Annotated in this window: 17 protein-coding genes and 1 pseudogene; 8 read left to right on the top strand and 10 right to left on the bottom strand. The window is 70.4% G+C overall.

Going from position 1 to position 23,565, the window contains the following annotated elements; genetic code table 11:
- Positions 1–49: 49 nt before the first annotated feature.
- On the bottom strand, positions 50–1,042 hold the full coding sequence (locus tag ACGFNK_RS21840; protein WP_393418215.1) for a GlxA family transcriptional regulator: 993 nt from the start codon (positions 1,040–1,042) through the stop codon (positions 50–52).
- A 150-nt stretch (positions 1,043–1,192) separates the two neighbouring features.
- On the opposite strand from ACGFNK_RS21840, the gene ACGFNK_RS21835 reads away from it, so the two are divergent.
- From ACGFNK_RS21835 to ACGFNK_RS21820, 4 genes are all read left to right on the top strand, one after another.
- A complete protein-coding gene (locus ACGFNK_RS21835) occupies positions 1,193–2,059 on the top strand; it encodes a hypothetical protein (RefSeq protein WP_393418213.1) in 867 nt (288 codons plus the stop codon).
- 106 nt (positions 2,060–2,165) lie between these two features.
- Positions 2,166–2,309, top strand: coding sequence for an LPFR motif small protein (locus tag ACGFNK_RS21830; protein ID WP_344396012.1), 144 nt, complete (start codon positions 2,166–2,168; stop codon positions 2,307–2,309).
- 139 nt (positions 2,310–2,448) lie between these two features.
- A complete protein-coding gene (locus ACGFNK_RS21825; RefSeq protein WP_393418211.1) occupies positions 2,449–4,833 on the top strand; it encodes a Tex family protein in 2,385 nt (794 codons plus the stop codon).
- A 353-nt stretch (positions 4,834–5,186) separates the two neighbouring features.
- The gene (locus ACGFNK_RS21820; RefSeq protein ID WP_393418209.1) at positions 5,187–6,380 is read left to right on the top strand and encodes a serine hydrolase domain-containing protein; all 1,194 of its coding nucleotides are present in this window, start codon (positions 5,187–5,189) and stop codon (positions 6,378–6,380) included.
- A gap of 4 nt (positions 6,381–6,384) precedes the next feature.
- On the opposite strand, the gene ACGFNK_RS21815 is transcribed toward ACGFNK_RS21820, so the two are convergent.
- Together ACGFNK_RS21815 and ACGFNK_RS21810 are read right to left on the bottom strand one after the other, a co-directional pair.
- The gene (locus tag ACGFNK_RS21815; protein WP_393418207.1) at positions 6,385–8,025 is read right to left on the bottom strand and encodes an ABC-F family ATP-binding cassette domain-containing protein; all 1,641 of its coding nucleotides are present in this window, start codon (positions 8,023–8,025) and stop codon (positions 6,385–6,387) included.
- A 215-nt stretch (positions 8,026–8,240) separates the two neighbouring features.
- The gene (locus ACGFNK_RS21810) at positions 8,241–9,275 is read right to left on the bottom strand and encodes an oxidoreductase (protein ID WP_393418205.1); all 1,035 of its coding nucleotides are present in this window, start codon (positions 9,273–9,275) and stop codon (positions 8,241–8,243) included.
- Positions 9,276–9,341: 66 nt separating this feature from the next.
- Here ACGFNK_RS21810 and ACGFNK_RS21805 point away from each other — a divergent pair, with 66 nt between their 5' ends.
- Positions 9,342–10,289: an FAD-dependent oxidoreductase gene (locus ACGFNK_RS21805; protein ID WP_393418203.1), complete on the top strand. Its 948-nt coding sequence runs from the start codon at positions 9,342–9,344 to the stop codon at positions 10,287–10,289.
- Between the two features lie 148 nt (positions 10,290–10,437).
- Here the strand turns inward: ACGFNK_RS21805 and ACGFNK_RS21800 are convergent, their stop codons facing one another.
- Together ACGFNK_RS21800 and ACGFNK_RS21795 are read right to left on the bottom strand one after the other, a co-directional pair.
- Complete coding sequence (locus tag ACGFNK_RS21800) at positions 10,438–12,147, bottom strand: BCCT family transporter (RefSeq protein ID WP_393418201.1); 1,710 nt, start codon at positions 12,145–12,147, stop codon at positions 10,438–10,440.
- A 91-nt stretch (positions 12,148–12,238) separates the two neighbouring features.
- A complete protein-coding gene (locus ACGFNK_RS21795) occupies positions 12,239–14,200 on the bottom strand; it encodes a Xaa-Pro dipeptidyl-peptidase (RefSeq protein WP_393418199.1) in 1,962 nt (653 codons plus the stop codon).
- Between the two features lie 227 nt (positions 14,201–14,427).
- Here ACGFNK_RS21795 and ACGFNK_RS21790 point away from each other — a divergent pair, with 227 nt between their 5' ends.
- The gene (locus ACGFNK_RS21790; protein WP_393418197.1) at positions 14,428–15,978 is read left to right on the top strand and encodes a M1 family metallopeptidase; all 1,551 of its coding nucleotides are present in this window, start codon (positions 14,428–14,430) and stop codon (positions 15,976–15,978) included.
- Positions 15,979–16,058: 80 nt separating this feature from the next.
- A pseudogene (locus ACGFNK_RS21785) lies at positions 16,059–16,815 on the top strand (MerR family transcriptional regulator).
- Between the two features lie 49 nt (positions 16,816–16,864).
- Here ACGFNK_RS21785 and ACGFNK_RS21780 read toward each other — a convergent pair.
- The 4 genes from ACGFNK_RS21780 to ACGFNK_RS21765 all read right to left on the bottom strand — a co-directional run bounded on the left by ACGFNK_RS21780 (position 16,865) and on the right by ACGFNK_RS21765 (position 22,088).
- A complete protein-coding gene (locus tag ACGFNK_RS21780; RefSeq protein WP_393418195.1) occupies positions 16,865–19,051 on the bottom strand; it encodes a 3-hydroxyacyl-CoA dehydrogenase NAD-binding domain-containing protein in 2,187 nt (728 codons plus the stop codon).
- 73 nt (positions 19,052–19,124) lie between these two features.
- Complete coding sequence (locus tag ACGFNK_RS21775; RefSeq protein WP_393418193.1) at positions 19,125–20,339, bottom strand: acetyl-CoA C-acetyltransferase; 1,215 nt, start codon at positions 20,337–20,339, stop codon at positions 19,125–19,127.
- 80 nt (positions 20,340–20,419) lie between these two features.
- Positions 20,420–21,559: a CaiB/BaiF CoA transferase family protein gene (locus tag ACGFNK_RS21770; RefSeq protein ID WP_393418191.1), complete on the bottom strand. Its 1,140-nt coding sequence runs from the start codon at positions 21,557–21,559 to the stop codon at positions 20,420–20,422.
- Between the two features lie 148 nt (positions 21,560–21,707).
- Positions 21,708–22,088 (bottom strand): MmcQ/YjbR family DNA-binding protein, encoded by a 381-nt coding sequence (locus ACGFNK_RS21765; protein ID WP_393418189.1) that lies wholly within the window; start codon positions 22,086–22,088, stop codon positions 21,708–21,710.
- A gap of 115 nt (positions 22,089–22,203) precedes the next feature.
- Here ACGFNK_RS21765 and ACGFNK_RS21760 point away from each other — a divergent pair, with 115 nt between their 5' ends.
- Positions 22,204–23,394: a saccharopine dehydrogenase family protein gene (locus ACGFNK_RS21760; RefSeq protein ID WP_393418186.1), complete on the top strand. Its 1,191-nt coding sequence runs from the start codon at positions 22,204–22,206 to the stop codon at positions 23,392–23,394.
- Between the two features lie 5 nt (positions 23,395–23,399).
- Here the strand turns inward: ACGFNK_RS21760 and mmpA are convergent, their stop codons facing one another.
- The gene (gene mmpA, locus ACGFNK_RS21755) at positions 23,400–23,534 is read right to left on the bottom strand and encodes a morphogenic membrane protein MmpA (protein WP_393418184.1); all 135 of its coding nucleotides are present in this window, start codon (positions 23,532–23,534) and stop codon (positions 23,400–23,402) included.
- Positions 23,535–23,565: the final 31 nt, after the last annotated feature.

The following is a 23,565-nucleotide window of genomic DNA, read 5'->3' as shown; positions in this document are numbered from 1 at the left end:
ATTCGACGGGTTGGCCTGTGAGCTCTGTGGGTGAGCTCGGCCGGTGAGTTCAGTCGGCGGGCACGGGGCGGAAGCGGCGGCGGTACTCCGCCGGGGCCGCGCCGAGAGTCCGTACGAAGGCGCGGCGCATCGCCTCCGGGGTGCCGTAGCCGCAGGTGCGGGAGATCTCCTCGATGCCGTCGGCGGTGTCCTCCAGAAGACGCCGGGCGTGTTCGACGCGGACGCGGTCGACGTACCGGCCCGGGGTCATGCCCGTCTCCGTCTGGAAGGCGCGAGCGAAGTGGCGCGGGGAGAGGTTGGCGCGGGCGGCGAGCGACTCGACGGTCAGGTGCTCTCCGGGGTGCTCGCTGATCCTCCCCCACTGCCTTAAGGGCGTGGGAGGTGCCCCCAGCTGGACATCGCGGAGCGGCCGGCGCTGGGCTGTCTGCGCGGCGAGCTGGGCGCTGAACTGCGCCTGGTTTCCCGGGCGTCGGAGGAACACGACCAGATGGCGGGCGATGGTGAGGGCGGTCCTGCGGCCGAGGTCCTCCTCGACGAGCGCGAGGGCGAGGTCGATGCCGGAGGTGACGCCCGCCGAGGTCGCCACGTTCCCGTCGCGTACGAAGATGGGGTCCGGGTCGACGTCGATCGCCGGGTGGTCGCGGGCGAGCATGTCGCAGGACGCCCAGTGAGTCGTCGCCCGGCGGCCGTCCAGGAGGCCCGCGGCGGCGAGCAGGAGCGCGCCGGTGCAGACGGACACCAGGCGCTCCGCGCGCGGGCCGTGCTCACGCAGCCAGGCGACGAGGTCCGGGTCCGGGTTCCGGGTGCCGTTGCCGCCCGGGACGAGCAGGGTGTGCGGGGCGGGTGCGTCGGCGAGGGCGTGGTCCGGGACCAGGGTGAGGCCGCTGGTGGCGCGCACGGGGGCGCCGTCCAGGGTGGCGGTGCGGAGGCGGTACGTACCGGGGTGGCCGGTCTCGGCGCCCGCGAAGACCTCTACGGGGCCCGTGACGTCGAGACTCTGGATGCCCTCGAAGAGGACGACGAGAACGGTTCGGGGTGCCATGTGCTCGATTCTTGGCGCGCGCGGTGACGGCCGCAATGACGAGCACCCCACCTTTCCTGCCATGCCGACGACCTTGCCGATGGAGCCTGCCGAGGGGGATCGACGGCACGGCATTCCGCTCGTACTGAGCAGTCGGTTAGCCTGCGGCTCATGACCAGTGCTCTGCAGGAGCGCGCCGGGCGGCGCTGCCACAACGTCCTCAATCCGCTTCACTCCGCGCACTATTTCTCGCCGGACCTGGGGCGGGAACTGGCCGCTCTCGGGGTCGCCGACCGCGATGCCGTGTACTTCGCGGCGCGGGCCGCGGCCATGGGGGCGGTGGGTGCGGGTGTGGTGACCGCGACATTCTACAACTTCCGCCACGAGCTGGTGGCGAAGCACGTACCCGAGGTGTGGCGGACGGCGTCGCCGCAGGACGTGCTCGCGGCACGCGCGCGTGCCGCCGACGCGACGCTGCGGCGGCTGCTCGGTGACGAGGTGATCGGGTCCCCGGAGATGGCCGAGGCGGCTCAGCTCGCGCTGCGGGCGACCGAGGCCTGCGTACGGACCGCGCGCCCGCTGTATGCGGCACACGCGGACCTGCCCGTGCCCGACGAGCCCCATCTCGCGCTCTGGCACGCGGCCACGCTGCTGCGCGAGCACCGCGGAGACGGGCACCTCACGGTGCTGCTCGGCGCGGAACTCGACCCCTTGGAGGCGCTGGTGAGCCACACCGCGACCGGCAAGGGCATGTCGCCGCGGTGGGTCCTCGCCACGCGTGGCTGGCGGCGCGAGGACTGGGACGCCGCGGCCGGCCAGCTCCGGGAGCGCGGACTGCTCGACGCCGAGGGCGAGTTGACGGCGGCGGGCATGGACCTGCGCCGGGAGATCGAGTCGGACACGGACCGTCTGGACCGGGCCCCGTACGAGCACCTGGGCGCGGCGGGCGTGGAGCGCCTCCGGGAGCTGGCGACGGGGTTCCTCACGACGGCGCTGTCAGCGGGGGCGTTCCCCGAGGACATGATCGGCAAGAGCTGAGGACCTTTCGGGCGCGCGCGGCGGGCCACGCATCAGAACGCCTCTCCGCGGTACTCGGATGTCCCCGGCCGCGAACGAACGGGCCGGGAGACGAAAGGAGAAGCACGTGCTCCGTGCGATCGCAGACGTGTTGCGACAGATTGGCGCGGCGCTCGCCACAGTGGTGACGCTGCCGTTCCGGGCCCTGGCCCGGCTGTTCGGCGGCGCCTCTCACTCCACGCGACGCACCGGGCGGGCCCGCCGGGTCTGACCCGCGGACCGCCTTCGGAGCCGGACCCGCCAAGGGCGTGTCCGGCTCTCCTCGTGTTCCGGCGCCGCCCTGATCCCCCGTTGTCGGTGTCACCTGCCACAATTGCCGCGCAACCTCAGTGAGAAGGCGGTACGGGATCGTGACGACACCCGGATCCATCGCAGTAGGGTCCATCGAAGGCAGGATCGCCGAGGAGCTCGGCGTACGGGAGCGGCAGGTCAAGGCTGCCGTGGAGCTGCTCGACGGCGGTTCGACGGTGCCCTTCATCGCCCGCTACCGCAAGGAAGCGACCGAGATGCTCGACGATGCGCAGCTGCGCACGCTCGAGGAGCGGTTGCGCTATCTGCGGGAGCTGGAGGAGCGGCGGACCGCGATCCTCGAGTCGGTGCGCGAGCAGGGCAAGCTCACCGAGGAGCTTGAGGCGCGGATCCGCGGAGCCGAGACCAAGGCGCGCTTGGAGGACATCTATCTGCCGTTCAAGCCGAAGCGGCGGACGAAGGCGCAGATCGCGCGCGAGGCGGGTCTGGAGCCGCTGGCCGAGGGCCTGCTCAGTGACCCGTCCGTCGAACCTCTGGCCGCGGCAGCGGCGTTCGTCGACGCCGACAAGGGCGTGGCCGACCCGCAGGCGGCCCTCGACGGTGCCCGCGCGATCCTCACCGAGCGGTTCTCGGAGGACGCCGACCTGATCGGCGAGCTGCGCGAGCGCATGTGGGTGCGCGGGCGGCTGGCCGCCAAGGTGCGGGAAGGCAAGGAGGAGGCGGGCGCCAAGTTCGCCGACTACTTCGACTTCGCCGAACCCTTCACGGACCTGCCCTCGCACCGCATCCTCGCCATGCTGCGCGGCGAGAAGGAGGAGGTCCTCGACCTCGTCCTGGAGCCCGAGGAGCCGACGGACGGGCCTTCGTCGTACGAGGGGATCGTCGCGCACCGCTTCGGGATCGCCGACCGGGGCCGCCCCGCCGACAAGTGGCTGACGGACACGGTCCGTTGGGCCTGGCGCACGCGCATCCTGGTGCACCTCGGCATCGACCTGCGGCTCCGGCTGCGTACGGCCGCCGAGGACGAGGCGGTCAACGTCTTCGCGGCGAACCTGCGCGACCTGCTGCTCGCCGCCCCCGCGGGCACACGTTCGACGCTGGGGCTCGACCCCGGGTTCCGTACGGGCGTGAAGGTGGCCGTCGTCGACGCGACCGGCAAGGTCGTCGCCACGGACGTCATCTACCCGCACGTCCCGGCCAACAAGTGGGACGAGGCCATCGCCAAGCTCGCGCGGCTCGCCAAGGATCACGCGGTCGAGCTGATCGCGATCGGAAACGGCACGGCGTCCCGCGAGACGGACAAACTCGCCGGTGAACTGATCACCAAGCACCCGGAGTTGAAGCTCACGAAGGTGATGGTGTCCGAGGCCGGGGCCTCCGTCTATTCGGCCTCGGCCTTCGCCTCGCAGGAGCTGCCCGGAATGGACGTGTCGCTGCGCGGCGCGGTGTCCATCGCGCGGCGCCTGCAGGACCCGCTGGCCGAGCTGGTGAAGATCGACCCGAAGTCGATCGGCGTCGGGCAGTACCAGCACGATCTGTCCGAGGTGAAGCTGTCCCGGTCGCTGGATGCGGTGGTCGAGGACTGTGTGAACGGCGTCGGAGTGGACGTGAACACGGCGTCCACGCCGTTGCTGGCGCGGGTGTCCGGGATCTCGTCCGGGCTCGCGGAGAACATCGTGGCCCACCGGGATGCCAACGGTCCGTTCAAGTCGCGGTCCGAGCTGAAGAGCGTGGCGCGGCTGGGGCCGAAGGCGTACGAGCAGTGCGCGGGGTTCCTCCGGATTCGCGGGGGTGACGATCCGCTGGACGCGTCCAGCGTGCACCCGGAGGCATATCCCGTGGTGCGGCGGATGGTGAAGACGGCGGGCAGCGAGGTGGTCTCACTGGTCGGCAACACGAGTGTGCTGCGCTCGCTGAAGCCGACCGACTTCGTGGACGAGACGTTCGGTCTGCCGACGGTGACGGACATTCTGAAGGAGCTGGAGAAGCCGGGGCGTGACCCTCGCCCCGCCTTCAAGACGGCGACCTTCAAGGAGGGTGTGGAGAAGATCTCCGACCTGACGTCCGGGATGGTCCTTGAGGGCGTTGTGACGAACGTGGCGGCGTTCGGAGCGTTCGTGGATGTCGGTGTCCACCAGGACGGATTGGTGCACGTCTCCGCGATGTCCAAGACGTTCGTCAAGGATCCGCGGGACGTGGTCAAGCCCGGCGACATCGTGAAGGTGAAGGTCCTCGAGGTCGACATTCCGCGTAAGCGGATCTCGTTGACGCTGCGGTTGGATGACGAGGCCGCGCCCAAGGAGGCGCGCGGTGGGGGGCGCCCGCAGCGTGGCGGGCGGGCGCCGCAGCAGCCGCGTGGGCAGCAGCAGGGTCGCGGTGGTGGCGGGTCGCGGCAGGCGCAGGCGCCGGCGCCCGGCAACAGTGCGATGGCGGATGCGTTGCGGCGGGCGGGGTTGGTTGACCCCAAGGGGGGTCGGGGACGGTGAGCGTTGTGGGTGGGTGAGGGGGTTTCTTTCCCCAAGCCCGCCCCTTCCCGGAACTGGGGGCTGCGCCCCCAGGCCCCCTTCAGAGGTTGGTTTTCGACTGCCGGTCCGTTGTGGCTGGTCGCTCCCCCGCTCTCGGCTTCTCCCCCACTCTCGGCTTCGCTCGAGCGGGGGGACCCCCATGAGCGGGGGGACCCCCATCGCGGCGGAGCCGCATATGTCACAGCCCCGCGCCCCTGACGGGGCGCGCCCCGCAGGCCGTTGGGCCGAGTGCAGTAGCACGAGCGGCTGCCTTGATCCGGGCGGGCGAAGCTGGACACCCAGTCCGGGTTCGCACCGCCGTTCAGGGAGAGCCGATGCCGTGCCCCACTCCACCCCGTCGCCGTTTCCCGCTTGGCCCCCGCCTGGGCGTGGCCTCACTCATCGCTGTCTGTCTGGCCTTGCTGTCCCCTGCCGCCGGTGCTGCCACGCCGGCCGGACCGGACCCTCAAGGCTCACTCCAGGAGCAGCTGGAGGAGCTGGTCCGCACGCCGGGCGGGCCGCCCGGCGTCATCGCTGTACTGCGCGATGGCAGGAGCAGCCGGGTCGTCCGGGCCGGCGTCGCGGACCTGGCAACCGGCCGCAGACCCGCCCCTGACGACCACATGCGCATCGCCAGTGCGGCCAAGGCGTTCAGCGGCGCGGTGGCGCTGTCACTCGTCGACCGCCACGAACTGCGTCTGGACGACACCTTGCGGGAGCGGCTGCCCCGCCTGCCCGAGGCATGGGGCGCCGTGACGCTGCGCCAGCTGCTGAACCACACCAGCGGCCTGCCCGACTTCTCGCAGGCCCCGGCGTTCTTGCAGATCGTTCAGGCCGACCCCCGGCACCGCTTCGACTCCCGACGGCTGCTCGACTTCGTCGCCGACCAGCCTCTGCGCTTCCGACCCGGCTCCCAGTACCAGTACTCCAACTCCGACAACATCGCCGTCGCCCTGATGGCTGAGGCGGCGACCGGTACGCCGTACGAGCATCTGCTGCGCGAGCTGGTGTACCGGCCGCTGGGCCTGCGCGACACGAGCCTGCCGCAGGGCTACCGGATGCCGAGGCCCTATCTGCACGGCTACGACGTGAGCCCGCCCGAGCCGCCGGAGGACGTCAGCGAGGTCCTCGGCATGTCCGGTGTGTGGGCTTCGGGCGGCATCGTCTCCACGCCCGCCGACGTGACCCGCTTCATCCGCGGCTATGCAGGAGGCCGGCTGTACGGCCACCACGTCGTTCGGGAACAGAGGCGCTGGATCCCCGGGGCGGCGTCGGAGCCCGCCGGGCCGGGGCGTAACGACGCGGGACTCGCCATCTTCCGGTACACGACCCGGTGCGGGGTGGTGCTGGGGCATACCGGCAACACTCTCGGTTACACGCAGCTGATCGCGGCCACGCCGGACGGGCGCCGGTCGCTGACCTTCTCCGCCACCACCCAGATCAGCCAGGCCCTGAAGCCCGATCTGCTGCGGAAATTGCGCACCGTCCAGGAGAACTTCGTCTGTGCGCTGCTGCGCCCCAGGGGCTGACGCCTCAGCGTTCCGTCACCTTGCCGCCGGTGACCTCCAGGCGGCGGGTGACGTGGACCGCGTCCAGCATGCGGCGGTCGTGGGTGACCAGGAGCAGTGTGCCCTCGTATGAGTCGAGCGCTGATTCCAGTTGCTCGATGGCCGGCAGGTCGAGGTGGTTGGTGGGTTCGTCCAGGACCAGGAGGTTGACGCCTCGGCCCTGGAGGAGGGCCAGGGCGGCGCGGGTGCGTTCGCCGGGTGACAGGGTGGCCGCCGGTCGCAGGACGTGGTGCGAGGTGAGGCCGAACTTGGCCAGGAGGGTGCGGACTTCGGCCGGTTCGGTGTCCGGGACCGCCGTGCAGAACGCGTCCAGAAGGGACTCGGGGCCGTAGAACAGTTGGCGGGCCTGGTCGACCTCGCCGACCAGGACGCCGGAGCCCAGGGAGGCGTGGCCCGCGTCCACCGGTACGCGTCCCAGCAGGGCGGCCAGCAGCGTGGACTTGCCCGCGCCGTTGGCGCCGGTGACGGCCACCCGGTCCGCCCAGTCGATCTGCAACGACACCGGTCCGAGCACGAAGTCGCCTCGTCGTACCTCCGCGTCGCGCAGGGTGGCGACCACGGCGCCCGATCGCGGGGCCGCCGCGATCTCCATACGCAGCTCCCACTCCTTGCGCGGCTCGTCCACGACGTCGAGCCGTTCGATCATGCGCTGGGTCTGCCGGGCCTTCGCGGCCTGCTTCTCACTGGCTTCGCTACGGAACTTGCGGCCGATCTTGTCGTTGTCGTTGCTCGCCTTGCGCCGGGCGTTCTTGACGCCCTTGTCCATCCAGGAGCGCTGCATCTGGGCCCGATCTGCGAGCGCGGCGCGCTTGTCGGCGTACTCCTCGTAGTCCTCGCGGGCGTGCCTGCGTGCGACGTCCCGTTCCTCCAGATATGCCTCGTATCCGCCGCCGTACAGCCTGATCTGCTGTTGTGCGAGGTCGAGTTCGAGGACCTTGGTCACGGTGCGGGTGAGGAACTCGCGGTCGTGGCTGACGACGACCGTGCCTGCGCGCAGTCCGCTCACGAAGCGTTCCAGGCGTTCGAGGCCGTCCAGGTCGAGGTCGTTGGTGGGCTCGTCGAGGAGGAAGACGTCGTAGCGGGAGAGGAGGAGGGAGGCGAGTCCGGCGCGGGCCGCCTGGCCGCCGGAGAGCGCGGTCATGGGCTGGTTCAGGTCGACGCCGAGTCCGAGCGAGTCCGCGACCTGGTCGGCTCGTTCGTCCAGGTCGGCGCCGCCGAGGTCGAGCCAGCGCTCCAGGCTCGTCGCGTACGCGTCGTCCGCGCCCGGTGCCCCGTCGACGAGCGCCTGCGTCGCCTCGTCCATCACGCGCTGGGCCTCTGCCACACCGGTGCGGCGGGCCAGAAACTCCCGTACGGTCTCGCCCGGCCGGCGTTCCGGCTCCTGCGGCAGATGCCCGACGGTGGCGTTCGGCGGGGAGAGCCGCAGCTCGCCCTGCTCGGGCTTCAGCAGTCCGGCGAGCATGCGCAGCAGCGTGGACTTGCCCGCGCCATTGGCACCGACCAGACCGATCACATCGCCGGGCGCGACAACGAGATCGAGCCCGGAGAAGAGCGAGCGGTCACCGTGACCGGCGGCGAGGTTCTTTGCGACGAGGGTGGCAGTCATCAGGCGCTGATCCTAATCGCCCGTCGACTGGGCGAGCGCCCGGTCTTCCCGGCCGCTCGCCTCCTGAAGCGGCGCGCTTCGGGAGGCGCGTCGGCCCAGTCCGCGCCCGCCTCCACTGCTCAGCGCGCCACCAGCGCCCATAGGGGCGCAGCCCCACGCCGGGGCGGCCGAGGCCGCCGAGCACCCCGCCCTCGCCCTCCTCCGGAGGCATCCCCTCAGCCCCCCATCGCCTCCACCAGCACTCCCCCCGAAGTCCGCGCCACGATGAAGGACTCCCCCTTCGTCGCCTTCGCGTCCAGTGCGAGCCGGTGCTCCCCCGCTTCCAGCACGCCGTCGAAGACCTCGTACGCGTGCGTGCGGTACAGCCGGTCCATGCGGTACGCGGTCAGTTGGACCCGGCACGGGGACGTGACCTCGACACCCGCCTCGCCGTTCGCGGCGACCAGGCGGGTGAGGCGGCGCTGCTCCTGGGGGCTGCGGTCCAGGGCGTTTTCGATCTGGGCGACGAGGAGCGGGACGATCGGGGCGAGCCCGTCGACGTATGCGACCTCGACGCCGGCGCGCTCGAAGGACTGGCGTACGGCGGCACGTTCCTGCTCGGTGACGGCGCGGCCGAAGGCGACTGCGCCGTATGTGCGCAGCTCGTCGGCGGGGATATCGGCGGCGTCCTGGGTGGTCTCGGCGCCGATACCGATGATGCGCAGGGCGGTGGCAAGTTTGGCGAGGACGGCGGCTCGGGTGCCGATGAGCAGGACCCGGCGGCGCTCTCCACCGGCAGCGGTGAGCCCGGGGTTCGTCAGCAGGGAACCCAGCGCGGCACGGTACTCGGCGCCACGGAAGCGGAACGGCCCTATTCCGTGGTACCCGTTGAGTTCCAGGTCCGCCCGCTCACCGGTCTGCCAGGCGAAGTCGCGCCATACATAGTCGTCGCCGAGTCTCTCGATCACGGCGGTGACGGCACCGCAGGCGAGGTCCTCGCACTCGGGGCAGCCGTAGATGACGTACCGGCCGCCCGCCAAGGGGGCGTCGGCTTCCAGGAGGAGACTGTGCACCTGCGCGCTGAAGATCGCGGGCGGTATGTCGGAGGCGAGCGGGGAGACGGCGTCGAGGTCGGAGAGCTGGAACAGCAGCGGCCGTCCGTCGACGATGAAGTCCACAAAATCCCGGTGCACTTGGTAGTCACCGTTGGTGAGGACTCCACCGGCGCGCATGGCCGGTGCCAGGCCGAAAGTCGCGTACTCGGCAGACATGCTGTGAGTATCCCCAGACTGGAGGTGATGTGAGCACGGCATGACGGATTCCGTTAACGTCCGGCTGTGAACAGTGAGCGGAACGATGACGTGATCGTGGTCGGCGGCGGTGTCATAGGACTCACGACGGCCGTCGTCCTCGCGGAGAGCGGCAGGCGGGTACGGATCTGGACGCGGGAGCCCGTCGAGCGGACCACCTCGGCCGTTGCCGGCGCGATCTGGTGGCCGTACCGGATCGAGCCGGAGGTGCTCGTCGGTGAGTGGGCGCTGCAATCACTGTCCGTGTACGAGGAGTTGGCGGCGCGGCCCGAGGAGACGGGCGTACGCATGGTCGAGGGCGTACACGGTGAGACGGTGCTGGACGGGCTCGGGTCGTGGGCCGCGCGGGTGCCGGGGCTGCGGGCGGCGAGGGCCGGGGAGTACGCCGGGGTGGGGTTGTGGGCGCGGCTGCCGCTGATCGACATGCCGGTGCATCTGGCCTGGTTGCGCGAGCGGTTCGTCAGGGCCGGCGGGACGGTCGAGGAGCGGTACGTCACGGATCTCGCGGAGGTCCCGGCGCCGGTCGTCGTCAACTGCACGGGCCTTGGCTCGCGGGAGCTCGTACCGGATCCGGGGATGTGGCCCGTGCGGGGGCAGTTGGTGATCGTGGAGAACCCCGGGGTGACCACGTGGCTGACCTCGGGGGATTCCGGCACCAAGGCGACGTACTTCTTTCCGCAGCCGGGCGGGCTGATCCTCGGCGGGACCGCTCAGGAGGGCGACTGGTCCCTGACGCCCGATCCGGCCGTGGCCGAAGCGATCGTGCGGCGGTGTGCGGCGCTGCGGCCGGAGATCGCCGGGGCTCGGATCATCGAGCACCGGGTCGGCCTGAGGCCTGCCCGCGACGCGGTGCGGCTGGAGCGTGAAATGCTGCCCGGCGGCCGGGTGTTGGTGCACAACTACGGGCACGGCGGGGCGGGCGTCACCGTGGCGTGGGGCTGCGCGCGGGAGGCGGCGGGCCTCGCCTCCCGCTGACGCACAGATGCCGTTCTAAGCGGATGGTGCGGCACGCGCCCCTAAGGAGGCCGCAGGCCCTCCTTAGGGGCGCGGGGAACTGCGCGACCAGCCACGTACAACCCGCAGCCAACAGCCGACCGCAGTTCCCCTGCTCAACCCAGCGGAGCTAACGGTGCTCGTGCCCGAGCGGGTCCCCTTCCGTGTCGGTGCCGGGTCCGGGACCGACACGGATCCCGAAGTCGCCGTCGTACTGCTTGTGCCCCTCGATCACGGCGAGCTCGACGGCCTCGGAACCCATCGCACTGCGCACGATGACCGGGTCCTTGCGCAGATCCTTCATCAGGGCGAAACACATCCCGATCATGACGAGGACGAAGGGCGCGGCGGCGAGGATCGTAAGGTTTTGCAGGCCGGCGAGCGCATCGCCCTTACCGCTGCCGATGAGCAGCATGATCGCGGCGACGGCCCCGGTCACCACGCCCCAGAACACCACGACGAGACGGCCGGGTTCGAGGGCGCCCTTCTGGGAGAGCGTGCCCATCACGATGGACGCGGCGTCGGCTCCGGAGACGAAGAAGATGCCGACCAGGATCATCACGAGCAGGCTGGTGGCCGTCGCGATGGGGTACTCCTGCAGAACGCCGAAGAGCTGTCCCTCGGGCGTCGCCTCTTTGCCGAGCCGGCCGGCCTCCTGCAGCTTCATCGCGGAACCGCCGAAGAATGCGAACCAGACGAGAGAGACGGTGCTGGGTACGAGGATGACACCGCCGACGAACTGCCGAATGGTCCGGCCGCGGCTGATGCGGGCGATGAACATACCGACGAACGGCGTCCAGGAGATCCACCACGCCCAGTAGAAGACCGTCCAGCCGCTCAGCCACTCCGCGACTCCCTCGCCGCCACTGGCCTCGGTGCGGCCGGCGAGCTGCGGCAGGTCACCCACGAAGGAGAAGACCGACGTGGGCAGCAGATCGAGGACGATCACGGTCGGGCCTGCGATGAACACGAACACGGCGAGCACCAGCGCCAGCACCATGTTGGTGTTGGACAACCACTGGATGCCGCGCTCGACGCCCGAGACAGCCGAGGCGACGAAAGCCAGCGTCAGTACGGCGATGATGGTGACGAGCAGTCCGGTGCTCGCCTTGTCCAACCAGTCCAGCTCCGTGAGTCCGGAGCCGATCTGGAGCGCACCGAGGCCCAGCGAGGTCGCGGAGCCGAAGACGGTCGCGATGATCGCGAGGATGTCGATCGCCCGGCCCGTGTGGCCGTTCGCGTGCTTCTCACCGATGAGCGGGGTGAACACCGCGCTGATCGTCTGGCGCCGGCGTTTGCGGAAGGTGCTGTAGGCGATGGCGAGGCCGACCACCGCGTAGATCGCCCACGGATGCAGGGTCCAGTGGAAGAGCGTGGTGGCCATCGCCGTCTCCATGCGCTCCGCGGAGTCGGCGGGGCTGGTGCCCGGCGGGGGTGTGTTGTAGTGCGACAGCGGCTCGCTCACGCCGTAGAACATCAGGCCGATGCCCATACCGGCGCTGAACATCATCGCGACCCATGACACGGTGCGGAACTCGGGCTCCTCGCCCTCGGTGCCCAGGTGGATCCTGCCGTAGCGGCTGACCGCCAGCCAGAGCGCGAAGACGACGAAACCGGAGGCGGCGAGCACGAAGGCCCAGCCGCCGTTGTGCATGAGGCCGTCGAGCATCTTGGTCGAGGCGCTCTCCAGAGAGTCGGTGGCAACCGCGCCCCAGATCACGAAGGCCACGGTGAGCGCGGCGGTGACGCCGAACACCACGCGGTCGGTTTCGTGGCCGGGGCCGCCCGGGACGTCCGATGGACCTCCCAGGCCTCCCCTCTTCTTCAGGTCTTCAGTCATCGGCGGCACCTTCCCCTGGAGGCCGAACGGAAACACTTGTTCCTGGTTGCGCCCCTAGGAATTACCACAGGTACCGCCGCTCTCAACCCTTTCAGCGGTTGTCTCCCGGCACCCGCTGCGGCGTCCGGGGCTCGGCGACCCCCTCGAGAGTGGCGTCCGGCCTGACGTGCGCGGATCCCGAGGTGGCGCCCGAGAAGGCCTTGGCGCCTCCGACGAACGGGACGCGGGCCCACGTACGGGACAGATCGAGATTCAGCGTCGGTGTGGTGGACGGAGGGTCGATGAGGTCCTTGTCGGTGCCCGCGATGATCAGTGCGAGACGGTGCCCGGCCGGGACGACGTGGTCGCTCGCGTGCAGGTCGAGGCTGATGGTGTACGGCTTGCCCGGCGTGAGCGGGGCGCCCTTCAGGTCCGAGGCATGGTTGCCGAGGTCGGCCCAGCCCCGGCTGAACACCGTGTAGTCGACGTCCGCGGCCTTGGCCTGCGTCTCCTTGAAGCAGGAGCTGTCACCCGTGGTGCTGGGGCCCCAGCAGCTGCGGTCGGTGAGTGTGGTGATGCCCTCGGCGGCGTCCGCGTAGTCACGGATGGTGTCCGGGCCGAGGTCGACAAGCACCGCGGAGAGATGGGCGGTCGTGGTGCTCGGTGTGGCGGTGACGGTCACCTTGGAGGAGCCGGACAGCCGCAGGTCGCGCGTGAGCGGCTTCGTGACGAATCCGGCCTTGCCGGCAGTCGACTGATCGATCTGCGCGGCCCAGTCGGTCTCGTCCTGGCTCGGGTCGTCGGTGAAGGTCTCGGTGCCCGATCCGGTACGCAGTCCAAGGGTGCCGACGCCCGCCTGCTCGCCCTTGCCGGGTCGCAGGCTCACGGTGTCCGTGCCGCGCGGCGGCCAGACACTCGACGTCTCCCACTTGTCAGGGGCGCGCTCGATGTCGGCCATCGGCTCGTCGTCGATGCCGTTGTCGTAGCCGAGGAGTTCGTGGTCGAACCAGCGGTGCAGGGTGTCCACCCATTCGGCGCGGCGGAAGTCGAAGGGGTCGACGTGGCCGGTCTGCGACAGCCAGATCTTGCGCTCGACACCGTTCTTCGCGAGGGCGTCCCACCACTGGCCGAAGTGCTTGGGGCGGACGTTGAGGTCCTGCATGCCGTGGATGACGAACACGCTCGCGTCGACCTTGCGGGCGTCCTTCACGTAGTCGCGCTCGGTCCACAGCTTCGTCCAGTCGCCGGTGCGCGGGGCTCCTTCGACGAGCTTCTGCTGCACGGCGGCGCACTTGGCGCGGGCGTCGGGGCTCTCGACGTAGTTGGACAGCCAGTCGGGTCCGGAGTCGTACAGCGGGGCGCCCTTGGCGAAGTAGTAGTCGTACCAGGAGGAGATGGCGGCGATCGGAACGATCGTCTCAAGGCCCTCGACTCCGGTCGCGGCGACGCCGTTCGCGACGGTCCCGTCGTAACTCTTGCCGATCATGCCGGTCTTGCCGTTGGTCCAGTCGGCCTTGGCCTTCGTACTGCCCGTCCGGGAGGTGTAGCCCTTGGCGCGGCCGTTCAGCCAGTCGACGACGGCCTTCGCGGACTGGACGTCGGAGCGTCCGCCGACGTCCACGCAACCGTCGGAGCGGTTGGTGCCGGTGAAGTCGACGCCGACGAACGCGTATCCGCGCGGCACGAAGTAGTTGTCGTAGAACAGCGGCATCTGGACGACGTTGCCGTTCGCGTCGTACGTCTTCTTCTGGCTCTCGTTGCCGCGCCCGCAACAGGAGTAGTACGGGCTGGCGTCCATGATCACGGGTATCTTCCGGCCCTGCCGGGCGGGTTCGCGGGGCCGGACGATGTCGACGGCGACGCGGTCGGTCTTCCCGTCCTTGTCGCCGTCGAGTCGGGTGTCCACCCATACGGACTCGCGTATCGCGTTCTCGTACGAGTACACGGGCTTGCTCTCCCGCGGGGCGCTCTGTGCGGCGGCCGGGGTGAGGAGCGTGGCCATCAGGGCGGCTGTGGCCGCCGTCGCGAGCGTTCTCCAGGTCCTGAAGCGCATGACGCGCGCACGTATCGGCATGCGCGGAAGGTACCCCGGTCAACTCGTGGGCGAAAGAGGGTCGTTGGGGAGCCAATGGACCGAACGGGTCCCGCGGGGAGGAGGGGTCTTGAAAGGGCCGTGGGATGGATTGGGTCATGTCGGCCGAATGGCGATCGTGTGACAGGGGCGGCCGTGGACACGACAGGGTCCACAGGGACTGAATAGTGTCCGAACAGACTTCATGCCCCCACGACTTGGAGCTGAACGTGCACCGCAGACTCATCGCCCCGGGCGCACTCGCGGCCTCCCTGCTGCTGGCGATCCCGGCATCGGCGGCCGACTACGAGCCCGGAGCGCCGGGCATCGGCGACCCCTACTACCCGGCCTACGGCAACGGCGGATACGACGTCTCGCACTACGACCTCCGGCTCAAGTACCAGCCGGAAACGGACAAGTTGGAGGGCACGGCGACCCTCCTGGCGACCACGACACAGGATCTGTCGCGGTTCAATCTGGACTTTCTGCTCGACGTCAGCGAGGTACGGGTGAACGGCGCGAAGGCGTCGTTCAAGACCTCCGGCGAGCACGAACTGGAGGTCACGCCGAAGACACCGCTGCCCAAGGGCACGCCCGTCACCGTGGTGGTGCGCTACAGCGGCGTGCCGTCCTCGAAGTCGGCGTACGGCTTCACCAGTTGGCACCGTACGCCGGACGGCGGCGTCGGGGCGAACGAGCCCGAGGCCGCCTGGTGGTGGTTCCCGAGCAATGACCATCCGCTGGACAAGGCCACGTACGACGTGTCGGTATCGGTGCCGGACGGCTCGCAGGCGATCTCCAACGGCACACTCCAGTCGACGAGTTCACGGGCCGGCTGGACGCGCTACAACTGGCGGTCCAACAAACCGCAGGCCACGTATCTCGCCACGCTGGCGGTCGGGAAGTTCGACGTCACGACCGGCAAGTCGGAGAGCGGCATCCCGATCGTCAACGCGTACAGCAAGGATCTGGGCGACAACTACGGGGCGGCGCGCGCGAGCATCGAGCGCACCGGGGAGGTCGCCGACTGGCTGACGGAGTACTTCGGGCCGTATCCCTTCAACGCGCTCGGCGGCTACGTCCCGAACACCGCCGAGACCGGGTACGCGCTGGAGACCCAGACCCGGCCCTTCTACAGTCCGCGCCAGTTCGCGAACGGCACGAATGTGTCCGTGGTCGTCCATGAGCTGGCGCACCAGTGGTACGGCAACCTCGTGTCCGTCGCCGGCTGGAAGGACATCTGGATCAACGAGGGCTTCGCGCGGTACGCCCAGTGGCTGTGGTCGGAGCACGAGGGCGAAGGGACGGCGCAGGAGCTCGCCGACTACGTGTACGCGTCGCTTCCGGCCGACAACGCGTTCTGGAAGGTCAGGCCCGGGGATCCGGGGCCGGAGAACCAGTTCCATCTCGCGGTGTACGACCGGGGCGCCCTGGCCCTCCAGGCCCTGCGCAACGAGATCGGCGACGAGGACTTCTTCGCCATCCTGAAGGGCTGGCCGAAGGAGCACGCGCACGGCAACGCGACGGTCGGCGACTTCGTGAAGTACGCCGAGCGGATCTCGGGCCGGCCTCTTGCCGCCCTCTTCGACACCTGGCTCTACCAGCCCTCGAAGCCGAGTGCGCCCGCCGCCCGGGAGGCCTCGATCGCGCCCCTGGCCGGGGAGACTCCGGTCCAGCCGAAGTCCTGGAAGAAGATCGCCGCGACGAATGGCGTGCACGATCACGAGCACGCTCGCGAGAACGGGCACGAGCGCGAGAAGGGGCATGAGGACGGGCACTGAGGCGGGGTGAGGCGACGGCGGGCGGGCAGCTCACTGCCCGCCCGCCCCGCTTTCCCACCATTGGTGAGACAGCAATACTGTTGCACCGCACCCGGGCGCGGTACCGCAGTACGCGAAGGAGCAGCAGCTATGTCGACGGACATCGAGGAGCCGAAGCTCACGGTCGACGAGCTGGCCGCGCGTGCGGGTGTCACGGTGCGTACGGTGCGCTTCTACAGCACCAAGGGCCTGTTGCCGCCGCCCGTGCTCGGTCCGCGTCGGGTCGGGCACTACGGGCAGGCGCATCTGTCCCGGCTGGCGCTCATCGAGGAGTTGCAGCGCCAGGGGATGACGCTGGCCGCGATCGAGCGGTATCTGGAGCAGCTGCCGAGCGACCTGAGCGCCCATGAGCTGGCGATCCACCGTGCCGTGGTGGCCTCGTGGGCGCCCGAGTCGACGCAGGAGATGAGCCGCGCCGAGCTGGAGCGCCGGGCGGGGCGACCGCTGGGCGAGGAGGACCTGGACCGGCTCGCCGCGATGAACGTCGTCGTACGGACTCCTGACGCGCAGACCTGTCAGGTGGATCCCGGGCTGCTGCGGCTGGGCGTACAACTCCTCGACGTGCCGATCGCGCACGAGACCATCCTCGCCGCGCGCACGGTCCTGCTGGAGCACACGCGCGCGGCGGCCCGGGAACTGGCCCGGCTGCTGCGCGACGAGGTGTCCGAGACCGAGTCGGTGGCGGCGGTGAAGTCCCTGTCGGCGCATATGCAGCCACTGGTGGTGCAGGCACTGCTGACCACGTTCCAGCGCTCCCTGAACGGGGAGCTGCGGGAGTGGCTCAAGAGCCCACGCTGAACGGGGCCGTTCCGGTCTCCCGAACGGCCCCCGCCCGCGCCGTACTCACCTACGCGTCGCTGAACCGCTCCCCCTTCTCCGCCTTCTGGACGAGCAGCGCCGGTGGCGTGAACCGGTCCCCGTAGCGCTCGGCGAGCTCACGCGCGCGTGCCACGAATCCGGGCAGGCCGGCACCTGCCCCGGCGTAGCCGTCGTAGCCGTTGATGTACTGCAGGACGCCACCCGTCCAGCCGGGGAAGCCGATCCCGAGGATGGACCCGATGTTGGCGTCGGCGACGGACGTCAGGACGCCCTCCTCCAGGAGCCTGACCGTGTCCAGCGCCTCGGAGAAGAGCATGCGCTCCTGCATGTCCGTGAAGGGGATCTCGGCGCCTTCGCGTGTGAAGTGCTCCCGGAGTCCGGGCCAGAGCCCCGAGCGCTTCCCGTCGGCGTACTCGTAGAAGCCCGCGCCGCCGCTGCGGCCTGTACGGCCGAACTCGTCGATCATGCGGTCGATCACCGCCTCGGCGGGGTGCGCCACCCAGGTGCCGCCGGACTCCTCGACGGCCCGCTTCGTCTCGGTGCGGATCTTGCGCGGCAGCGTGAACGTCAGCTCGTCCATGAGGGAGAGGACCTTGGCCGGGTAGCCCGCCTGGGCCGCGGCCTGCTCGACCGAGGCGGGCTCGATGCCCTCGCCGACCATCGCCACGCCCTCGTTGAGGAAGTGGCCGATGACCCGGGAGGTGAAGAAGCCGCGCGAGTCGTTGACGACGATCGGGGTCTTCTTGATCTGCCGCACCAGGTCGAAGGCGCGCGCGAGGGCTTCCTCACCGGTCCGCTCGCCCTTGATGATCTCGACGAGCGGCATCTTGTCGACGGGCGAGAAGAAGTGCAGCCCGATGAAGTCGGCCTGCCGCTCGACGCCTTCGGCGAGGACGGTGATCGGCAGCGTCGAGGTGTTGGAGCACAGCAGCGCGTCCGGCTCGACGATGTGCTGGATCTCCTGGAACACCTTGTGCTTGAGCGCCGGGTCCTCGAAGACGGCCTCGATCACGGCGTCGCAGCCGGCGAGGTCCTGCGGGTCGGCGGTGGGCGTGATGCGGGCGAGCAGCGCGTCGGCCTTCTCCTGCGTCGTACGTCCTCGGGAGACGGCTTTGGCGCAGAGCTTCTCGGAGTAGCCCTTGCCCTTGGCCGCCGCCTCGGCCGACACGTCCTTGAGGACGACGTCGATGCCGGCGCGTGCGCACGAGTAGGCGATACCCGCGCCCATCATTCCGGCGCCCAGGACGGCGACCTTGCGGACCTGGCGGGGTTCGATGCCCTTGGGGCGGTTGGCTCCGGAATTGACGGCCTGGAGGTCGAAGAAGAAGGCCTGGATCATGTTCTTGGAGGTCTGGCCCGCGGCCAGCTCCACGAAGTAGCGCGACTCGATGACCTGCGCGGTCTCGAAGTCCACCTGGGAGCCCTCGACCGCCGCCGCGAGGATGTTGCGCGGGGCCGGGTAGGGCGCGCCGCCCGTCTGCTTGCGCAGGGTCGCCGGGAAGGCGGGCAGGTTCGCCGCGAACTTGGGGCTGGACGGTGTGCCGCCCGGGATGCGGTAGCCGGGCTTGTCCCAGGGCTGCGAGGACTCGGGGTTGGCCTCGATGAAGGCGCGGGCCTTGGCGAGCAACTCCTCCTGTGTGGTGACCACTTCGTGGACGAGGCCGTTCTCGAGCGCGCGCCGCGGGCTGTACTGGGTGCCCTGGAGGAGCACCTTCAGCAGGGCGTCGGCGATGCCCAGGAGGCGTACGGTCCGCACGACGCCGCCGCCTCCGGGCAGCAGGCCGAGGGTGACCTCGGGGCAGCCGATCTTGGAGCCGGGGGCGTCCAGGGCGACGCGGTGGTGGCAGGCGAGGGCGATCTCGTAACCGCCGCCCAGGGCCGCGCCGTTCATCGCGGCGACGACGGGCTTGCCCAGCGTCTCGATGCGGCGGAGGTCGCGCTTGACGGCGAGGCTCCGCTCGAAGGTGAACTCGGAGGTTTCGGGAGTGACCGCGATCAGTTCGCGCAGGTCACCGCCCGCGAAGAAGGTCTTCTTGGCGGAAGTGAAGATGATGCCGCGGATGGAGTCCTTCTCGGCCTCCAGCCGGTCGGCGATCGTGGTGAGCGAGTCCCGGAACGCCTGGTTCATGGTGTTCGCGGACTGGTTCGGGTCGTCGAGGACGAGGGTGACGACGCCGGTCCTGTCCTGTTCCCAGCGGATGGTGCTCTCGGTCATGGCTGTTGCTCCGTAAAGGGGACGCCGCAAGGGCGGTGGGGGCCGTAGGAGGGGGACGGGACGGACGGGACGTTCACAGACGCTCGACGATCGTGGCGATGCCCATGCCGCCGCCGACACACAGCGTGGCGAGGCCGAACCGCTTGTCCTGGCGCTCCAGTTCGTCGACGAGGGTGCCGAGGATCATCGCTCCCGTGGCGCCCAGGGGGTGACCGAGTGCGATGGCTCCGCCGTTGACGTTGACCTTGTCCAGGGACAGGCCCATGTCCTTGACGAAGCGGAGGACGACGGCGGCGAAGGCCTCGTTGATCTCGACCAGGTCGATGTCGTCGATGGTCAGCCCGGCCTTGGCGAGCGCCTTGCGGGTCGCGGGCGCGGGCCCCGTGAGCATGATCGTGGGTTCGGAGCCGGAGACGGCGGCGGCGACGATCCGGGCGCGCGGCGTCAGTCCGTACCGCTCCCCCACCTCGCGCGAGCCGATCGCCACCAGCGAGGCGCCGTCCACGATGCCGGAGGAGTTGCCCGCGTGGTGCACGTGGTCGATCTTCTCCACCCAGTGGTACTTCTGCAGCGCCACGGCGTCGAAGCCGCCCAGGTCGCCGATGTCCGCGAACGACGGCTTGAGGCCCGCCAGCGAATCGGCGGTGGTGCCGGGGCGCAGGTGCTCGTCGTGGTCCAGGACGACGAGTCCGCTGCGGTCCTTCACCGGCACGACGGACCGATCGAAGCGGCCGTCCTTCCAGGCCGCCGCGGCCCGCTCCTGGGACAGGGCCGCGTACTCGTCGACGTCCCGGCGCGTAAAGCCCTCGATGGTGGCGATGAGGTCGGCGCCGATGCCCTGGGGGACGAAGTTGGTGGCGATGTTGGTCATCGGGTCGGCGAACCAGGCGCCGCCGTCGGAGGCCATCGGCACCCTCGACATCGACTCGACACCGCCCGCGAGCACGAGGTCCTCCCAGCCCGAACGGACCTTCATCGCGGCGAGGTTGACGGCTTCGAGGCCGGAGGCACAGAAGCGGTTCTCCTGGACGCCCGCCACTGTGTCGGGCAGTCCGGACGCGATGGCGGCGATCCGCGCGATGTCCGAGCCCTGGTCGCCGACCGGGCCGACGACTCCGAGCACGATGTCGTCGATCGCGGCCGGGTCGAGGTCCGGGAAACGGCCCCGGAGCTCGTGGATGAGCCCGACGACGAGGTCGATGGGCTTGGTGCCGTGCAGGGCGCCGTTCGCCTTGCCGCGTCCGCGCGGGGTGCGGATCGCGTCGTACACGTACGCTTCGGTGCTCACTGGTCAGCCTTTCGGGGAGGGTTGCTCAGGCGCGGAGGCTTGCTCAGGCGCGAGGACCTGCAGCTTCGTGGGAGGCCGCTTCATTCGGGGCCGCCCTTCAGGAGGCCGGGTACGTCCCAGTCGCGGGCCACGTCCTCGGTGTCGGCGCCCGGCCGCGCGGGCCCGCCGCGGACCGAGGTGGGGGTGGCCGAGAAGCGGGGGGCGGGGGCCGGCTGGGTGATGCCGCCGTGGTCGGTGAAGGTGCCGCGGGCGGCGAGGTGCGGGTGGTGCGGCGCCTCGCGCAGGGAGAGGACCGGCGCCACGCACGCGTCGGAGCCCTCGAAGACCGCGGTCCACTCCTCGCGCGTACGGGTCTTGAAGCGGGCCGCGACCGCCTCGCGCAGCTCGTCCCAGCGCGCCGGGTCCTTGTGGGCCGAGGCGTGTTCCGGGATGCCGAGGAGGTCCACGAACTCGGCGTAGAACCGCTGCTCGAGCGCGCCCACCGCCATGTACTGGCCGTCTGCCGCCTCGTACGTGCCGTAGTACGGGCAGCCTCCGTCGAGGAGGTTGGCGCCGCGCCGGTCCTGCCAGCGGCCGGCGGCCAGCATGCTGTGGATCATCGCGGCGAGGTGGGCGGCACCGTCGACGATGGCCGCGTCCACGACCTGTCCGGAGCCGGTCGTACGGGCGTGGTGGAGGGCGGCGAGGACGCCGACGACGAGGTAGAGCGAGCCGCCCGCGTAGTCGCCGAGCAGGTTCGCGGGGACGGCGGGCGGGGCATCCGGTGCGCCGATCATGCCGAGGGTGCCGGTCAGCGCGATGTACGCGATGTCGTGGCCCGCGCGCTGGGCGAGCGGGCCCTGCTGCCCCCAGCCGGTCATCCGTCCGTAGACGAGCTTCGGGTTGCGGGCCTGGCAGGTCTCGGGGCCGACGCCGAGGCGCTCGGCGACACCCGGGCGGTAGCCCTCGATGAGGATGTCGGCGCGTTCGACCAGGTCGAGGACGCGGGCCGGGCCGTCGTCCGTCTTCAGGTCGACGAGCACGGACCGCTTGTTGCGGTTGGTGATGTCGTAGTCCGGGTCGACGGCGAGGCCGGCGCCGCGCGGCCGGTCCACACGGACGACGTCGGCACCCAGGTCGGCGAGGAGCATGGCGGCGAACGGACCGGGCCCGATGCCGGCCAGCTCGACCACGCGCACCCCGGCGAGCGGGCCGTGCCCTGACGTCCCTGCCACTGTCATCGAGCCCCCTGCGCTTTGACACTACTGATGTAACACTCGTGATGCTAAGAACGCGTTCCACGCCGCACAAGACTCTGGCGAGCAAGCGCTTAGCCACGTCGGTCGGTCATTCTCGACGCCCGGCGCCAACAAGGGAATCGTCAGGGAATCAGCGCGCGTCCAGCTCCGCTATGAACTTCTTGAGGGCGATCGTGCGGTAGCTCTCCTCGACCCAGTCGCACAGCAGCTCGGCGGCCGGGGAGCCCTTCTCCTCCAGCGGGATGCTCACCCAGCCCGCCTTCCCGAGGCCGTACCCGGCGGGCTCGGCACCCGGCGAAGTCATCGCGTGGGCGTGCACCGCCTCGTCCTTGAGCTTCACGGTCACGTACATGGGATAGCTGCCGTCGGTCACACCGAGGAAGACGAACACCTTCTTGTTGACCTTCGCGACGGTGTCGCCCCAGGGGAAGTCCTCGGTCGCGTCCGGCAGTCCGAGGGCGAACTCGCGCACTTTCACCCACTTCTTCAGGGCGGTCTCGGTCGCGGCCACGGCTGCCTCCGGTTCTCGGGTAGGGCGCCTCGCACGGGGTCGTGGTTCGGCTCCTCGTACTTCACGCTAGCCTCAGCCACCGACAACGGCGCGGGGTGTACGGCAGAGAGGTGCCATGAGCAGCCAGAACGGGACGGAGCGGGCGTACGACGTCGTGCTCTTCGGGGCCACGGGGTTCGTCGGAAAGCTCACCGCGGAGTACCTCGCCGCGCATGCGCCCCCGGGGCTGCGCTGGGCGATCGCGGCGCGCGACACCGCGAAGCTGGAGCGGCTGCGCGAGCGGCTGGCCTCGATCGACCCGGCCTGTGCCGAGCTGCCCCTGCTCCGGGCGGACGTCGGCGATCCGGCCTCCCTGCGCGAACTCGCGGTCCACGCACGCGTGGTGGCCACCACCGTCGGGCCCTACCTGAAGTACGGCGAGGAACTGCTCGCCGCCTGCGCGGACGCCGGCACCGACTACGTCGACCTCTGCGGAGAGCCCGAGTTCGTGGACCTCATGTATGTGCGGCACGACGCACGCGCGCGTGAGACCGGGGCGCGGCTGGTGCACGCGTGCGGCTTCGACTCCATTCCGCACGACCTGGGCGCGTACTTCACCGTCCGGCAGCTTCCCGAAGGGGTGCCGCTGACGGTCGACGGGTTCGTACGCGCCGACGGGATGTTCTCCGGTGGCACATTCGCCTCCGCCCTCAACCAGTTCTCGCGCGGGCCACAGATGGCTGCCGCGGCGCGGGACCGAGGGCGGCACGAGCCGCGGCCGGCCGGCCGGCGGGCGTACGCGCCTGTGAGCGCGCCCCGGTACGCCAAGGAGGTGGGCGCGTGGGCGGTGCCGCTGCCCACGATCGACGCGCAGATCGTGCGGCGCTCGGCCCGCGCCCTGGAGCGGTACGGGCCCGACTTCCGCTACCGGCACTACGCGGCCGCCAAGCGGCTGCCGTTCGCGGTGGGCGGTCTGGCCGCGGCCGGTGCGGCCTTCGCGGCGGCGCAGCTGCCACCGGCCCGGCGCTGGCTCTCGGACCGGCTCAAGCCCGGTGAGGGGCCGAGCGAGGAGAAGCGAGCGAGGAGCTGGTTCTCGGTGCGGTTCGTGGGAGAGGGCGGCGGACGGCGCGTCTTCACGGAGGTCGCGGGCGGCGACCCCGGCTACGGCGAGACCGCCAAGATGCTCGCCGAGTCCGCCCTGTGCCTGGCCTTCGACGAACTCCCGCCGACATCGGGCCAGGTCACGACGGCGGTGGCGATGGGCGACCGGCTCATCGAGCGCCTACGGGAGGCGGGAATCGCCTTCCGGGTCGCGGCCTCGCGCTAGCTGACCTACCAGCCCATGACCGTGTAGATCATCCCCGCTATCCAGCCGACCCCGGCGAGGACCGCGAGGACCAGGCCCGCCATGAGGGCGCGTTCGACGGGCTGGCTGGCGGCGGGCTTCGTGGCGCGGTGTGTCGTCATGCGGGCCAGCCTGCCGAGCGGGACGGGGGCC

The sequence above is a fragment of the Streptomyces sp. NPDC048825 genome, from assembly GCF_043198355.1.
In the GTDB taxonomy this organism is placed as follows: Bacteria; Actinomycetota; Actinomycetes; order Streptomycetales; family Streptomycetaceae; genus Streptomyces; species Streptomyces xiangluensis.
Note: the sequence above shows the minus strand (reverse complement) of the source record. Positions and strands in the feature narration are given on the sequence as shown.

Excerpts from the sequence above, each read along its gene's own strand:
- ACGFNK_RS21840 (WP_393418215.1), bottom strand. The coding sequence starts at position 1,042 with ATGGCACCCCGAACCGTTCTCGTCGTCCTCTTCGAGGGCATCCAGAGT.
- ACGFNK_RS21835 (WP_393418213.1), top strand. The coding sequence starts at position 1,193 with ATGACCAGTGCTCTGCAGGAGCGCGCCGGGCGGCGCTGCCACAACGTC.
- ACGFNK_RS21820 (WP_393418209.1), top strand. The coding sequence starts at position 5,187 with ATGCCGTGCCCCACTCCACCCCGTCGCCGTTTCCCGCTTGGCCCCCGC.
- ACGFNK_RS21815 (WP_393418207.1), bottom strand. The coding sequence starts at position 8,025 with ATGACTGCCACCCTCGTCGCAAAGAACCTCGCCGCCGGTCACGGTGAC.
- ACGFNK_RS21810 (WP_393418205.1), bottom strand. The coding sequence starts at position 9,275 with ATGTCTGCCGAGTACGCGACTTTCGGCCTGGCACCGGCCATGCGCGCC.
- ACGFNK_RS21800 (WP_393418201.1), bottom strand. The coding sequence starts at position 12,147 with ATGACTGAAGACCTGAAGAAGAGGGGAGGCCTGGGAGGTCCATCGGAC.
- ACGFNK_RS21795 (WP_393418199.1), bottom strand. The coding sequence starts at position 14,200 with ATGCCGATACGTGCGCGCGTCATGCGCTTCAGGACCTGGAGAACGCTC.
- ACGFNK_RS21780 (WP_393418195.1), bottom strand. The coding sequence starts at position 19,051 with ATGACCGAGAGCACCATCCGCTGGGAACAGGACAGGACCGGCGTCGTC.
- ACGFNK_RS21770 (WP_393418191.1), bottom strand. The coding sequence starts at position 21,559 with ATGACAGTGGCAGGGACGTCAGGGCACGGCCCGCTCGCCGGGGTGCGC.
- ACGFNK_RS21760 (WP_393418186.1), top strand. The coding sequence starts at position 22,204 with ATGAGCAGCCAGAACGGGACGGAGCGGGCGTACGACGTCGTGCTCTTC.
- mmpA (WP_393418184.1), bottom strand. The coding sequence starts at position 23,534 with ATGACGACACACCGCGCCACGAAGCCCGCCGCCAGCCAGCCCGTCGAA.